The sequence below is a fragment of the Micromonospora luteifusca genome (assembly GCF_016907275.1).
Taxonomy (GTDB): domain Bacteria; phylum Actinomycetota; class Actinomycetes; order Mycobacteriales; family Micromonosporaceae; genus Micromonospora; species Micromonospora luteifusca.
Window position 1 is genome coordinate 1,143,246 of the sequence record NZ_JAFBBP010000001.1, and the last position, 12,259, is coordinate 1,155,504.

The 12,259-nt window shown below is 70.7% G+C and carries 14 protein-coding genes; 5 read left to right on the forward strand and 9 right to left on the reverse strand.

The window, feature by feature from the left end; all coding sequences use genetic code 11:
- Positions 1-77 precede the first annotated feature (77 nt).
- From JOD64_RS33725 to JOD64_RS04710, 3 genes are all read right to left on the reverse strand, one after another.
- A complete protein-coding gene (locus tag JOD64_RS33725) occupies positions 78-785 on the reverse strand; it encodes a cellulose binding domain-containing protein (protein ID WP_204941078.1) in 708 nt (235 codons plus the stop codon).
- Between the two features lie 100 nt (positions 786-885).
- Entirely contained in the window at positions 886-1,566 is a 681-nt protein-coding gene (locus JOD64_RS04705; protein ID WP_204941079.1) for a hypothetical protein, read from the reverse strand.
- Between the two features lie 141 nt (positions 1,567-1,707).
- The gene (locus tag JOD64_RS04710) at positions 1,708-2,460 is read right to left on the reverse strand and encodes a hypothetical protein (protein ID WP_204941080.1); all 753 of its coding nucleotides are present in this window, start codon (positions 2,458-2,460) and stop codon (positions 1,708-1,710) included.
- Between the two features lie 19 nt (positions 2,461-2,479).
- Here JOD64_RS04710 and JOD64_RS04715 point away from each other — a divergent pair, with 19 nt between their 5' ends.
- Both JOD64_RS04715 and JOD64_RS04720 read left to right on the forward strand, forming a co-directional pair.
- Positions 2,480-2,668: a hypothetical protein gene (locus tag JOD64_RS04715; protein WP_204946371.1), complete on the forward strand. Its 189-nt coding sequence runs from the start codon at positions 2,480-2,482 to the stop codon at positions 2,666-2,668.
- Positions 2,669-3,859: 1,191 nt separating this feature from the next.
- Positions 3,860-4,504, forward strand: a complete 645-nt coding sequence (locus JOD64_RS04720; protein WP_204941081.1) for a C39 family peptidase — start codon at positions 3,860-3,862, stop codon at positions 4,502-4,504.
- Between the two features lie 91 nt (positions 4,505-4,595).
- Here the strand turns inward: JOD64_RS04720 and JOD64_RS04725 are convergent, their stop codons facing one another.
- The gene (locus tag JOD64_RS04725) at positions 4,596-5,252 is read right to left on the reverse strand and encodes a DedA family protein (protein WP_204941082.1); all 657 of its coding nucleotides are present in this window, start codon (positions 5,250-5,252) and stop codon (positions 4,596-4,598) included.
- Positions 5,253-5,532: 280 nt separating this feature from the next.
- Between JOD64_RS04725 and JOD64_RS04730 the strand changes: the two genes are divergently transcribed.
- The 3 genes from JOD64_RS04730 (at position 5,533) to JOD64_RS04740 (ending at position 9,131) form a co-directional block, all read left to right on the forward strand.
- The gene (locus tag JOD64_RS04730) at positions 5,533-8,385 is read left to right on the forward strand and encodes an aconitate hydratase (protein ID WP_204941083.1); all 2,853 of its coding nucleotides are present in this window, start codon (positions 5,533-5,535) and stop codon (positions 8,383-8,385) included.
- Between the two features lie 120 nt (positions 8,386-8,505).
- A complete protein-coding gene (locus tag JOD64_RS04735; RefSeq protein WP_204941084.1) occupies positions 8,506-8,760 on the forward strand; it encodes a type II toxin-antitoxin system Phd/YefM family antitoxin in 255 nt (84 codons plus the stop codon).
- Complete coding sequence (locus tag JOD64_RS04740; protein ID WP_204941085.1) at positions 8,757-9,131, forward strand: type II toxin-antitoxin system VapC family toxin; 375 nt, start codon at positions 8,757-8,759, stop codon at positions 9,129-9,131. Before JOD64_RS04735 ends, JOD64_RS04740 begins: the two co-directional genes overlap by 4 nt.
- Before the next feature lie 6 nt (positions 9,132-9,137).
- Here JOD64_RS04740 and JOD64_RS04745 read toward each other — a convergent pair whose 3' ends face one another.
- The 5 genes from JOD64_RS04745 to JOD64_RS04765 all read right to left on the reverse strand — a co-directional run bounded on the left by JOD64_RS04745 (position 9,138) and on the right by JOD64_RS04765 (position 12,225).
- Positions 9,138-10,373 (reverse strand): RNA polymerase sigma factor, encoded by a 1,236-nt coding sequence (locus JOD64_RS04745; RefSeq protein ID WP_204941086.1) that lies wholly within the window; start codon positions 10,371-10,373, stop codon positions 9,138-9,140.
- 27 nt (positions 10,374-10,400) lie between these two features.
- The gene (locus JOD64_RS04750) at positions 10,401-10,736 is read right to left on the reverse strand and encodes a YciI family protein (protein ID WP_204941087.1); all 336 of its coding nucleotides are present in this window, start codon (positions 10,734-10,736) and stop codon (positions 10,401-10,403) included.
- A gap of 85 nt (positions 10,737-10,821) precedes the next feature.
- On the reverse strand, positions 10,822-11,433 hold the full coding sequence (locus JOD64_RS04755; RefSeq protein ID WP_184176789.1) for a GTP-binding protein: 612 nt from the start codon (positions 11,431-11,433) through the stop codon (positions 10,822-10,824).
- Positions 11,414-11,800 carry a DUF742 domain-containing protein gene (locus JOD64_RS04760; RefSeq protein ID WP_204941088.1) on the reverse strand — a complete coding sequence of 129 codons (387 nt, stop codon included), beginning with the start codon at positions 11,798-11,800 and terminating at the stop codon, positions 11,414-11,416. Before JOD64_RS04760 ends, JOD64_RS04755 begins: the two co-directional genes overlap by 20 nt.
- A 5-nt stretch (positions 11,801-11,805) precedes the next feature.
- Positions 11,806-12,225 carry a roadblock/LC7 domain-containing protein gene (locus JOD64_RS04765; protein ID WP_204941089.1) on the reverse strand — a complete coding sequence of 140 codons (420 nt, stop codon included), beginning with the start codon at positions 12,223-12,225 and terminating at the stop codon, positions 11,806-11,808.
- Positions 12,226-12,259: the final 34 nt, after the last annotated feature.

The following is a 12,259-nucleotide window of genomic DNA, read 5'->3' on the forward strand; positions in this document are numbered from 1 at the left end:
CCGAAAAATTCTGCAATACCTTGCAAACACGGTCGCAACAAAGCAGCAACCTTGCAGAAGCGCCGTGTTCGTCGAGGTCAGAACCCGCTGCAGCGCACCCCGTCGACCGTGCACACCCGCGGCGTACTGGAAGTCCGCTCCATGTGGAACCGCAACGACACCGAACCACCAGGCCGCACGTCCACCCCACTGACGTACGTGAAGCCACTGCCGGCCTGCCGGACCGTCCCCTGTGGAACGCCCTCCACCCAGGTGGTCACCAACCGCCCACCGGAGAACTCCAGCACCACCGTCCAACCACGGCTCTCGGTGGACGCGTTGACCATCGACACCTCGCCGATGAAACCCCCGTCGAAGCTCTGCACCACCCGGTACCGCCCACTCACCGCCGGCCGCCCCTGCGGGGCCCGGCTCGGCGACCGCGTCACCGTCGGCCCACTCGTCGGGCCGACAGACGGGCTCCCCGACGGTGACCGCGACCCGGCCACGGCACTCGGCGGCAGCCCACTCGCACGCCCCGACAACCCCGGCAGCACCGGGGCCGGCGACGACGCCGAAGCCGACACCGACGTGGGTGCGCTCGGCGCGACGACCGCCGACGGGAGCGGCAACGCCGGCGGCACCGGCGGGCCGTCCGGCGCGGGACTACGGCCCCGGTACGCGCCCAGGGCCACGAAGAGCAGGACCACCATCACGACGACACCAGCGCCCACCACGATCCAGGGCGACGACACGATCGCAACCGGACCGTGGGGCAGCCGTGGGGCACGACGAATGCCGGACATGAACCTCCCTCAGCGGACCGTCCGGGCAGCCTAACGACCGACGGCCGGGGCCGGAAGCGCCGACAGCCCAGTCCCGCCGCGCCACCGACCCGTCCCCAACTCAGCCGAGCCGACAGTCGACCCCGTTGATCGTGCACCGCTGCGGCCGCTCCGCCGACTCACCCCAGCCGAGACGCAGCCGCAACGTCCGAGAGTCACCCGGGTCCAGCGAACGGGTACCACGCAACACGAACTCGCCGTTGCCGCGCCCCCACACCGAGATTCCCGAGCCGTCAGTGACCCGCAGAGCCCGCAGGTCGTCGTCGAACGCCAACTCCACCTGCCAGTCCACCGACCCACTCGACTCGTTCTCGATGGACAGCACCGCCGCGTCCCCGTCCCAGCCGTCCGTCCCGACCTGGTATCGGGCCTTGACCGTCTCGGCCGCCGGCACCACCGGCACCGCCGGGGCGCTCGTCCGCCCCGGAGTCGGCGAACTGCTCACGGTGGCACGCGGCGACGGTGTCCGACTGCTGCGTGACGGCCGCGGCGACACCGAGCGCCGCTCCACGCCGGCCGGAGTCGGCCCACCGGTGGCCGACGCGGCGGCCGGCACGGTCGGCAGGAACACCGGAGGCCCCGCCTGCGGCGCGACGTCCCGCTCCCTGCCCCGGAACGACAACAGCGCGATCACCAGGAGCACCACCAGCGCACCCACACCAAGCAGCACCACGACCCACGGCGCCGATGCCAACACCCGAGCCGCCCGCGACCCTGCCGCACCGTCCGGCCGCACCGCCATCAGGTCTCCCCTCGTCCCCACCGACGCGACAGCGTAGCCAGCACCGCGCCGACCGGAAACCAGGCGGGTACGGATCAGGCCAACCGGCCGACGCACCCCGGAAAACGGCTCGACCCAGCGGACGACCCGGTCGATCCAACCTCAGCGCTGCGGCACCCGCACCTCGATCTCCGAACCCAATCGGGCGTCGGCGGCCAGACCCAGGTCGTCCCCGCTCCAGAACCGCCCCGGGTCGTACCAGTTCGGACGCCGACCCGCCGGCAGCAACCCCATCTCCTCATAGGTCACCGCCACCACCTCGGCGCAGTATGCCGTCTCCAACGCCCGGTCCCGCTCCCCCGCCGACGACGCCGGCGTCTCCCGGCCCGCCCGAGGCGCCGGCCGACCGGGGCGTGGCAGCGCCGACCGACCAAGGCGTGGCAGTGCCGGCCGACCAAGGCGTGGCAGTGCCGGCCGGCCGAGGCGTGGCATCGCCGGCACCCGACCACGTACCCAGCGCCACGCCAGTTGGGCCGTCGACGGAAACGGCGTGCCGTCCAACCGCGCGATCGTACGCAGCACCGCCCGTTCCATCTCCCCGTCGGCCGGCGGGTCGAGTTGCCGCAGCCAGGCCCGTTGGCCGTACCGGTTGGCCCAGACGCAGACCGCGTCCCGCAGGTCGTGCAGCTGGACGCCACGCTGGTGGGTGCCCGACCACAGATCCGGCAACGACCTGCCCAACTCCGCGTGCCACATCAACGGCGGCATGTCATCCAGCACCACCGCCATCCCGACATGGTTGACCGGACTGTTGGTGGTGAGCTGGATCGCCCGGTCCGGCACGCTGCGACCCCGGAACACCCACACGTCGCCGGTGCGGGTCAACTCGACCGCCTCATCCAGGCTGATGCTCATGAGGGTCTAGCCTAGGCCGATGCGGCAACGAATTCGGTGGTGGAAGGTCCTCGGGTTGGCCGGCCTCGCCGGCGTCGCGGCCTCCGGCGTGGTCATCGCGCGGGCCGAACGACGTCGGCGCGCGTACACCCCGGAGGAGATCCGGCAGCGGCTACTGGAACGGCACGCCCAGGCCGGCGAGGCCGCAAAGCCCGCCGACCAAGCCTGACCACCCGCCGCCACACCCCCGCGGCCCGCCGCTCCCCGTGACCCGCCGCTCCCCCGCGGGCCAGCGCTCCCCCGCGGGCCAGCGCTCCCGCGGGCCAGCGCTCCCGTGGCCCAGCACTCCACCGGGCCCAGCGCTCCGCCGTGGCCCGGCGCTCCGCCGTGGCCGGCCGCTCCCCCGTGGCCCGGCGCTCCGCCGTGGCCGGCCGCTCCCCCGTGGACGGTCAACGGTCGCCCAAATCCGCCTGCCGGTCGTGGTAGGTCAGCCCCACCTGCCGGTGCGTGGTGCGTCAGCCCACCTGCCGGTCGTGGTGCGTCAGCCCCGAATGATCGTGCTTCATCCTGGTTGTAGTTGCCTCGTTCGTGGTTGAGGGCCCTATTTCCTGGATCGAGCACGATCATGGCGTGATGAGCCGTGCCGCAGTGGCGGTGTTCAGTCCCGGAGGTGGCTTTCGGGGCGGTGCGCGGGTGTCGACCCGCAGCGAGCTTCGCTGACGCTGCGGCCGCACAGGCGTATTTGTCCGAGTCTGCCGTGCTCCGGTCTGGGTGGCCAGCTCCCCAGGGCCCGACTTGCGGTCACCTACGGTCGCCTGCGATCGCCCGCGGCCGCCTACAAGGCACATTGGGCGTGATCGACTCCATGTCGGCGATGTGGCGGTATCTCCTCGGCCGGATACCGCCATGTCGCCGACATGGAGTCGATCACCGCCCGTCGCCCGTTGCGCGGGGTCGGCCTGCGTTCGGTTTGTTCCGTGTGGGGGGTTTCGTCCGGTGGGTGGGGTCACCGTGGCGATGGAATCGGGGGCCGGCCCGGGTCGTTATACCTGGCATGCCGCCGTAGCCCCCGGGCTTCAGCGTGCGGCAGCCCCCGGGGAACACCCGTCGGGCCGCCCCGGTTACATCCCCAGTACCCGCCGAGCTAGGTGCGGCAACACCCGCTTCGGTGTGTGGCAGGCTCCGGGAACACCCGCCGGGCCGGCCCGGTTACACACCCCGGCCACCGAAGTAGCAAGGCCACCCCCGGGCAGTGCGGCGGAAATAACCCCGCCGTCCCGGACCGTTACACCCGTCTTGAGAGACCCGATGCCGGCCCCCTGTTCGGGCTGCCGGGTGAACCCCCGAGAACGACTTCCCGCTGCGCACCCACCCCCGGATGCGCGCTGCGGACACCCCCGATGCAGAGGAGCACGCCATCATGCGTACCGATCTGATCCGTAAGACCGCTCTCACCGCCGCTGGGCTCGCCTTCACCGGAGGCGCCATCGCCGGCCCCATCACCGCCGCGTACGCAGCGGACGCCCACACCCAGGGCGACCGTAAGCCCACCAGCGAGCGGGAACTGAACGTGCGCTACCAGGCGCAGCCGAACTTCTACGACTGCGGCCCCGCCGCGACCCGTAACGCCCTGTCCGTGCAGGGCAAGGACATCAACATCGACGACATGGCCAAGGAAATGGGCACCACCGAGGCCGGCACCAACTCGATCAACGACATCACCCCGGTGCTGAACAAGGAAACCGGCAAGACCGACGCCTACCACAGTGTCGAGATCAGCAACCCCAACGCCGATACCAAGCAGACCGACCGTCTGCGCGCCGACGTGGTCAAGACCGTCGACAACGGCCGCGCCGTCGTCGCCAACATCGCCGGCACCAGCACCGACACAGGCGGTGGCGTGCACTCCTACGAAGGCGGGCACTACATCAGCGTCGTCGGCTACCACGACAACGGCAACACCGTCACCATCGCCGACTCCGCCGACCCCAACACCGCCGCCTACCAGATCAGCATCGAACACCTCGCCGACTGGATCGCCACCCGCGGCTACGCCACCAGCTGACCCGCCCAGCGCACGACCACAAGGCTGACCCGCACCACACCGAAGGGCCGGACCCCCCACCCGGGGCCCGGCCCTTCGGCATGTTCAGAGGTCAGTGCTCGCTGCTCGCCTGGACCGGCTCGACACCAGGAGCCACCTCGACTGGCTCGACGCGATGAGCGCGTCGGCGTAGCCACCAGGTGCTGCCAAGGCCGGCGAGTACCGCGAGGATCAGCCCGGCCCAGGAGATGTCCTTCAGCCAGTGCTCGGCCGCCCGGCCGACCGAGTACAGCAGGTAGGTCGTGCCGAACGCCCAGACCAAGCCGCCGGCCGCGTTGGCCAGCAGGAATCGGCGGTACGGCACGTGCAACGCCCCGGCGAGCGGCCCGGCCAGGATCCGCAGCAGTGCGACGAAGCGACCGAAGAAGACCGCCCAGACTCCGTACCGGGCGAAGCTCTGCTCGGCGCGGGCGAGCTGCGGTGGGCCGAGGTGCTTCGGGAACCGCCGGCCCAGCCGGGCGAGCAGCGGTCGGCCGCCGCGGCGGCCGACGGCGTACCCGATGGAGTCGCCGACGATGGCGCCGACCGCCGCGGCGGTGGCGACCCACTCCGGTTCCACCACGCCGGTGGCGGCGAGCAGGGCCGAGCTGACCAGGATGATCTCACCGGGCAGGGGGATGCCCATGCTCTCCACGCCGATCACCCCGCCGACAAGCAGGTAGACCGCAATCGGCGGCAGCGACACCAGCCAGTGCTGGACGTCGAACATCGGTTGACCCCTTCCCGGCGGGCCTTGGCGGGCCTCGAACCCTACCGGTGGCGGGCCGGGATTAGGTGCCGCTGGTGGGACGCGTACGAGCGCGCACACCCCGCAAGTCGTCCTAGGAGGCTAGGGGTGAGGTGGAAGCGGGAGCCGGCGCTCAGGTTGCGCAACTAGCAAGACGGACGTACGGTTTTGTTGAGAGCGGAATCGGCGGTAAGTGTCACCTAACCTCGGCGGCACCCCAACCGGTGCGACAGACTGCTCAGGACTACTCACGGTCGCTGGTGTGAAGGAGTACGACGTGGCGAGCCTCGACACCTTCGGTGCGAAGACCCAGCTACGCGTCGGAGACGCGAGCTACGAGATTTTCAAGATCGACAAGGTGGAGGGCTACGCCCGACTGCCGTACAGCCTGAAGATCCTGCTGGAGAACCTGCTGCGGACCGAGGACGGCGCGAACATCACCGCCGACCACATCCGCCAGCTCGGCGGGTGGGACCCCACCGCCGCCCCCAGCGTCGAGATCCAGTTCACCCCGGCGCGGGTGCTCATGCAGGACTTCACCGGTGTGCCCTGCGTGGTCGACCTGGCCACCATGCGCGAGGCGGTGCGCGACCTGGGCGGCGACGCCAGCAAGGTCAACCCCCTCGCCCCGGCCGAGCTGGTCATCGACCACTCGGTGATCGCCGACCTGTTCGGCCGTGAGGACGCGTTCGCCCGCAACGTCGAGCTGGAGTACGAGCGCAACAAGGAGCGTTACCAGTTCCTGCGCTGGGGTCAGTCCGCGTTCAACGAGTTCAAGGTCGTCCCGCCGGGCACCGGCATCGTGCACCAGGTCAACATCGAGTACCTGGCCCGCACCATCATGGAGCGGGGCGGACAGGCCTACCCGGACACCGTGGTCGGCACCGACTCGCACACCACGATGGTCAACGGCCTCGGCGTGCTGGGCTGGGGCGTCGGCGGCATCGAGGCCGAGGCCGCGATGCTCGGCCAGCCGGTCAGCATGCTGATCCCCCGGGTGGTGGGCTTCAAGCTCTCCGGCGAGATGCCGGCCGGCACCACCGCCACCGACCTGGTGCTGACCATCACCGAGATGCTGCGCAAGCACGGCGTGGTCGGCAAGTTCGTCGAGTTCTACGGCCCCGGCGTGAGCGCCGTGCCGCTGGCCAACCGGGCCACCATCGGCAACATGTCCCCGGAGTACGGCTCCACCGTGGCGATCTTCCCGATCGACGCGGAGACGGTCCGCTACCTGGAGCTGACCGGCCGCGACGCCGCGCAGGTCGCGCTCGTCGAGGCGTACGCCAAGGAGCAGGGCCTCTGGCACGACCCGGAAGCCGAGCCGGAATACTCCGAGCGCCTGGAGCTGGACCTCGGCACCATCGAGCCGTCGCTCGCCGGCCCGAAGCGCCCGCAGGACCGGGTGCCGCTGGGCGCCGCGAAGACGCTGTTCCGCTCCGCGCTGACCGACTACGTCGCCGACGACACCGTCGGTGAGCGCGACCTCAAGCCGGGTGTGCCCCGCGAGGAGCTGCCGCGCGGCGCCAACGGCCCGGCCGACGAGGCCAGCGCCGAGTCGTTCCCGGCCAGCGACCCGCCGGCCAACGAGTTCAGCGACCCGGCCGACGAGCCGCGCGACCTGGAGACCGCGGCGGTTGGCGCGGGTGGCCGGGCCAGCAACCCGATCCGGGTCACCGGTTCCGACGGCGTGCAGTACGAGCTGGACCACGGCGCCGTGGTGATCGCCGCGATCACCTCGTGCACCAACACGTCCAACCCGCAGGTGATGATCGGTGCCGCACTGCTGGCCCGTAACGCGGTCGAGAAGGGCCTGACCCGCAAGCCGTGGGTGAAGACCACCCTGGCGCCCGGCTCGAAGGTCGTCATGGACTACTACGAGCGGGCCGGTCTCACGCCGTACCTGAACAAGCTCGGCTTCAACCTGGTCGGCTACGGCTGCACCACCTGCATCGGCAACTCGGGCCCGCTGCCCGAGGAGGTGTCCGCCGCGGTCAACGAGCACGACCTGTCGGTCGTCTCGGTGCTCTCGGGCAACCGGAACTTCGAGGGCCGGATCAACCCGGACGTCAAGATGAACTACCTGGCGTCCCCGCCGCTGGTGGTCGCGTACGCCCTGGCCGGCACGATGGACATCGACCTGGCCAACGAGCCGATCGGTGAGGACACCGAGGGCAACCCGGTCTACCTGCGCGAGATCTGGCCGAACAGCGCCGAGATCCAGGACGTCATCGCCCAGGCGATCGGCGCCACCGGGTTCAGCGCGGCGTACGCCGACGTCTTCGCCGGCGACGAGCGGTGGCAGTCCCTGCCCACCCCGACCGGTGACACCTTCGCCTGGAAGAGCGACTCCACCTACGTGCGCAAGCCCCCGTACTTCGAGGGCATGCAGCAGGAGCCGAGCCCGGTCGTGGACATCGCCGACGCCCGGGTGCTGGCCAAGCTGGGTGACTCGGTGACCACCGACCACATCTCCCCGGCCGGCGCCATCAAGGCCGACTCCCCGGCTGGGACGTACCTCGCCGAGCACGGCGTGCCGCGTCACGAGTTCAACTCGTACGGCTCCCGTCGGGGCAACCACGAGGTCATGATCCGGGGCACCTTCGCCAACATCCGGCTGCGCAACCAGCTGGTGCCCGGGGTGGAGGGCGGTTTCACCGTCAACCACCTCACCGGCGAGCAGACCTCGATCTACGACGCCTCCGTGGCCTACCAGGAGGCCGGCATCCCGCTGGTCGTGCTGGCCGGCAAGGAGTACGGCTCCGGTTCGTCGCGGGACTGGGCGGCCAAGGGCACGATGCTGCTGGGCGTCCGGGCGGTCATCGCCGAGTCGTACGAGCGGATCCACCGCTCCAACCTGATCGGCATGGGCGTGCTGCCGCTGCAGTTCCCGGTGGACGTCACCGCCGAGTCTCTCGGTCTCACCGGCACGGAGTCGTTCACGATCACCGGGGTGACCGCGCTCAACGACGGCGAGACCCCGCGCACCGTGCGGGTCAACACCGACACCGGCGTGGAGTTCGACGCCGTGGTGCGGATCGACACTCCCGGTGAGGCGGACTACTACCGGCACGGCGGCATCCTGCAGTACGTGCTGCGCCGCATGATCGCCAGCTGACGCACCGACGTTTCACCGCAGGCCCCTCCCCACCGACGTGGGGAGGGGCCTGCGGCGTTCGGCGTCGCTCCTCGCGCCCGGCCGATCAGCGGACTAACCTGTTAGCTAAGGAGGTGCGTGGTGTCCGGTGAAGCTGCGGCGCAGTTCAACATCCACGACGCGAAGACGAACCTGTCCCGGATCATCGAGCGGGTCGAGCACGGCGAGGAGATCGTGATCAGCCGGGCCGGCACCCCGGTCGCCAAGGTCATCCCTCTTCGTCGGACGGCCCGTACCGGTCGTGGCTCCCTCCGGGGCCTGCTCGACCTCAACGAGGATTGGGACTCCGACGAGGTCAACGACGCGATCGCCCGTGACTTCGGGCTGTCGGGATGAGGCTCCTGCTGGACACGCACGTGCTGCTCTGGTGGCTGAGCGACGATCCGATCCTCGCCACGGAGATCAAGGACCGCATCGACACCGAGCCCGAGGTGTACCTGAGCCCGGTGACGGTGTGGGAGGTGGCGATCAAGCATTCGCTGGGTACGTTGGCCGGCCCCGCCGACCTCGCCGAGCGCGTCCGCGACGCCGACCTGCGGGAGTTGCCGATCCGTCACGACCACGCCGTGGCGGCCGGACAACTCCCACTGATCCACCGCGATCCCTTCGACCGGATGTTGGTCGCGCAGGCCCTTTGCGAAGGGCTCACTCTGGTCACCCGAGACGACCGCATCCAGAAGTACGACGTACCAGTTCTGGTGGTGTGAGACCGGCTACGGTGCGAGTTCGTGGGCCCGGTCGAGCAGCGCACGGCGTTCGGCGGTCGAGCCGACCGCCGCCGCGGCCTCCCTGAACAGCGCGGCGGACCGCAGTCGGTCACCCTGCCGGGCGACCAGATCGGCCCGCACCGCCACGGCGAGCGGGTTGCCGTCCAGCCCTCCCCCGGCCTGTGCCGCGTCGAGCAGGCTCAATCCAGCGTGCGGCCCGTACGCGTAGCCGTGCGCGACGGCGCGGTTGAGCGCGATCACCGGTGAGGGCCGGATGCCGATCAACGCGTCGTAGGCCCGTGCGATCGCCGGCCAGTCGGTGGCGTCGGCGGACGGTGCGGTGGCGTGGCAGGCGGCGATCCGGGCCTGCCAGGCGTACGGCCCGTCGTGGCGTACCCGAGAAAGGGCGTCCAGGCCCTCGGCGATGGCCCCACGGTCCCACCGGTCGCGATCCTGCCGTTCCAGGATGAGCAGGTTGCCTGCGGCGTCCCGACGGGCCTCGGCACGGGAGTGCTGGAAGAGGAACAGCGCCAGCAGCGCGGCCACCTCGGACTGCTCCGGCATCAGCCGGTCGAGCAGCCGCGCCAGCCGGACCGCCTCGTCAGCGAAGGCCGGCTCGCCGTCGGCGACGTAGCCGCGGGTGAACAGCAGGTACAGCACGGCGAGGACGCCGGGCAGCCGTTCGGGCAGCGCCGGCCCGCCCGGTACCCGGTACGGGATGCCGGCCTGCGCGATGCGGGTCCGGGCACGGGTCAGCCGTCGGGTCATCGTCGACTCGCTGACCAGCAGGAGTCGAGCGATGTCCTTGGTCGGCACACCGCACACGGTCCGCAGGGTCAGCGCCACCCGGGCCTCGATCGCCAGCGCCGGGTGGCAGCAGGTGAAGATCAGACGCAGCCGGTCGTCCACCACGTCCTCCCCCACCTCGGGCTCGGGCTGCGCCTCCGCCGGTGTGAGCAGCGCCAGGTCGTGCAGCTTGCGGCGCTCCACAGTGGCCCGACGCAGCACGTCGATCGCCCGGTTACGGGCCACCGTCATGAGCCAGCCACCCGGGTTGATCGGCACGCCGTCGCCGGGCCAGCGTTCCAGGGCGGCGGCCAGCGCCTCCTGGGCGCAGTCCTCGGCCAGCGCCCAGTCCCCGGTCACCCGGATCAGGGTCGCGACGATCCGGGGGTACGCCTCGACGCCGGCAGCCGCGACGGCGTCCGCCGCCACCGCGCCGGCCGGCGCCTGGGTGCGCATCGGCCGGCGCTGCGAGGTGGACAACGGTCAGGCGGACAGATTCGCGAACGGGCGCAGTTCCAGCCGCCCGTGTCGGGCCATCGGGTGTGCCCGCGCCACCTCGATCGCCTCGTCCAGGTCGGCGCAGTCGAGCAGGTCGAAGCCCACGATCACCTCCGTGGTCTCCGCGAACGGCCCCTCGGAGACGAGCAGTTCGCCGCCGCGTACCCGGATCGTGGTGGCCGCGGTGGTCGCCGCCAGTTGGTCACCGGTGAGGCGTCGACCGCGGGCGTCGTTCTCGGACACCCACTTGTCGATGTCGGGTACGTCGGTCGGGTCGGTGTCCGGCTCGCTGTCGGTACAGACGAACATCAGGTACTTCATCTGGTCGCTCCCTGGTTTCTCGGGGTGTCGCCAGCATGACGATCGGCCGAGGGTGTTCCGGACACCCTCTCCCGAAAAAACTCGGTCAGTTTCCGTTGGCGGCGCGGCGGCGGGCCTCGCGGGTCTTCATGGCGTGCTCCATCAGCGTGACCAGCACCTCCTTGCTGGACTCACGCTGCCGGGCGTCGCAGAGCAGCACCGGCACCCCCGGGTCCAGGTTCAGCGCGGCCTGCACCTCGTCGAGCCGGTACTGCCGGGCACCCTCGAAGCAGTTCACCGCGACCACGAAGGGCGTGCCGCGGCCCTCGAAGTAGTCGATCGACGGGAAGCAGTCGGCGAGCCGGCGGGTGTCGGCCAGCACCACCGCGCCGATCGCGCCCAGCGCCAGTTCGTCCCAGACGAACCAGAACCGGTCCTGCCCGGGGGTACCGAACAGGTACAGCACCAGGTCGTCGCTGATGGTGATCCGGCCGAAGTCCATGGCCACGGTGGTGGTGGTCTTGCCTTCCACCCCGGACAGGTCGTCGATGCCGACCCCGGACTCGGTCAGCACCTCCTCGGTGCGCAACGGCCGGGTCTCGCTGACCGCGCCGACCATGGTCGTCTTGCCCACGCCGAAGCCGCCGGCGACCAGGATCTTGATCGCGGTGGGCAGTGGGGTCGCTCCCGCCGGCCGGTCAGAGTGCCCGTAGTCCATTGATTACCGCCTCGAAGATGCTGTTGTCGGGAAGACCGGCCGTGGTCTGCGGCTCGCGAACCTGCACCAGGCTGCGGGCTGCCAGATCACCGAGAAGCACCCGGATGGTGCCCACCGGCAGGTCGAGATGGGCGGCGATCTCGGCGACGGACTGTATGCGCTGGCACAGCCCGACGATCGCCAAATGCTCCGGACCGATACCGATCTCCGGCGTGACCTCGGCTCGGGTCGCGGTGACCAGGGAGATCAGGTCAAAGGTGCCGGTGACCGGGCGGGCCCGACCGCGGGTCACCGCGTACGGGCGCACCACCGGACCCGCGTGGTCATCCACCCACTGGTGCTCTGCGGACTCCCCCTGGACCGTCATCGCCGCTACCTCTCGCTGGCCGGTTGCTCGGTACGCGACGGGGATGCGACGTACTTGCCGACGCGGGTGACCAGCATCGCCATCTCGTACGCGATCAGACCGACGTCGGCGTCCTCGCTGGCCAGCACCGCCAGGCAGGCGTTGCGGCCGGCTGCGGTGACGAACAGGAACGACGACTGCATCTCGATGATGGTTTGCTGCACCTGCCCGCCACCGAAGCGCTTGCCGGCGCCTCGGGCCAGGCTCTGGATGCCAGCCGCCATCGCCGCGAGGTGCTCACCGTCGTCCCGGCTCAGCCCCTGGGTGGAGGCCATCAACAGGCCGTCGGTGGAGAGCGCGACCGCGTGCTCGGCCTGCTTGACCCGGCCCACCAGGTCATCCAGCAACCACGTCAGGTCGGCACTCGAAGCCGTCTTCTGGGTCACTTCGTCGTCCTCTTCTCGCGCGGCTCTGCGCCGT

Excerpts from the sequence above, each read along its gene's own strand:
- JOD64_RS33725 (WP_204941078.1), bottom strand. The coding sequence starts at position 785 with ATGTCCGGCATTCGTCGTGCCCCACGGCTGCCCCACGGTCCGGTTGCG.
- JOD64_RS04705 (WP_204941079.1), bottom strand. The coding sequence starts at position 1,566 with ATGGCGGTGCGGCCGGACGGTGCGGCAGGGTCGCGGGCGGCTCGGGTG.
- JOD64_RS04710 (WP_204941080.1), bottom strand. The coding sequence starts at position 2,460 with ATGAGCATCAGCCTGGATGAGGCGGTCGAGTTGACCCGCACCGGCGAC.
- JOD64_RS04715 (WP_204946371.1), top strand. The coding sequence starts at position 2,480 with ATGCGGCAACGAATTCGGTGGTGGAAGGTCCTCGGGTTGGCCGGCCTC.
- JOD64_RS04720 (WP_204941081.1), top strand. The coding sequence starts at position 3,860 with ATGCGTACCGATCTGATCCGTAAGACCGCTCTCACCGCCGCTGGGCTC.
- JOD64_RS04725 (WP_204941082.1), bottom strand. The coding sequence starts at position 5,252 with ATGTTCGACGTCCAGCACTGGCTGGTGTCGCTGCCGCCGATTGCGGTC.
- JOD64_RS04740 (WP_204941085.1), top strand. The coding sequence starts at position 8,757 with ATGAGGCTCCTGCTGGACACGCACGTGCTGCTCTGGTGGCTGAGCGAC.
- JOD64_RS04745 (WP_204941086.1), bottom strand. The coding sequence starts at position 10,373 with ATGCGCACCCAGGCGCCGGCCGGCGCGGTGGCGGCGGACGCCGTCGCG.
- JOD64_RS04750 (WP_204941087.1), bottom strand. The coding sequence starts at position 10,736 with ATGAAGTACCTGATGTTCGTCTGTACCGACAGCGAGCCGGACACCGAC.
- JOD64_RS04755 (WP_184176789.1), bottom strand. The coding sequence starts at position 11,433 with ATGGACTACGGGCACTCTGACCGGCCGGCGGGAGCGACCCCACTGCCC.
- JOD64_RS04760 (WP_204941088.1), bottom strand. The coding sequence starts at position 11,800 with ATGACGGTCCAGGGGGAGTCCGCAGAGCACCAGTGGGTGGATGACCAC.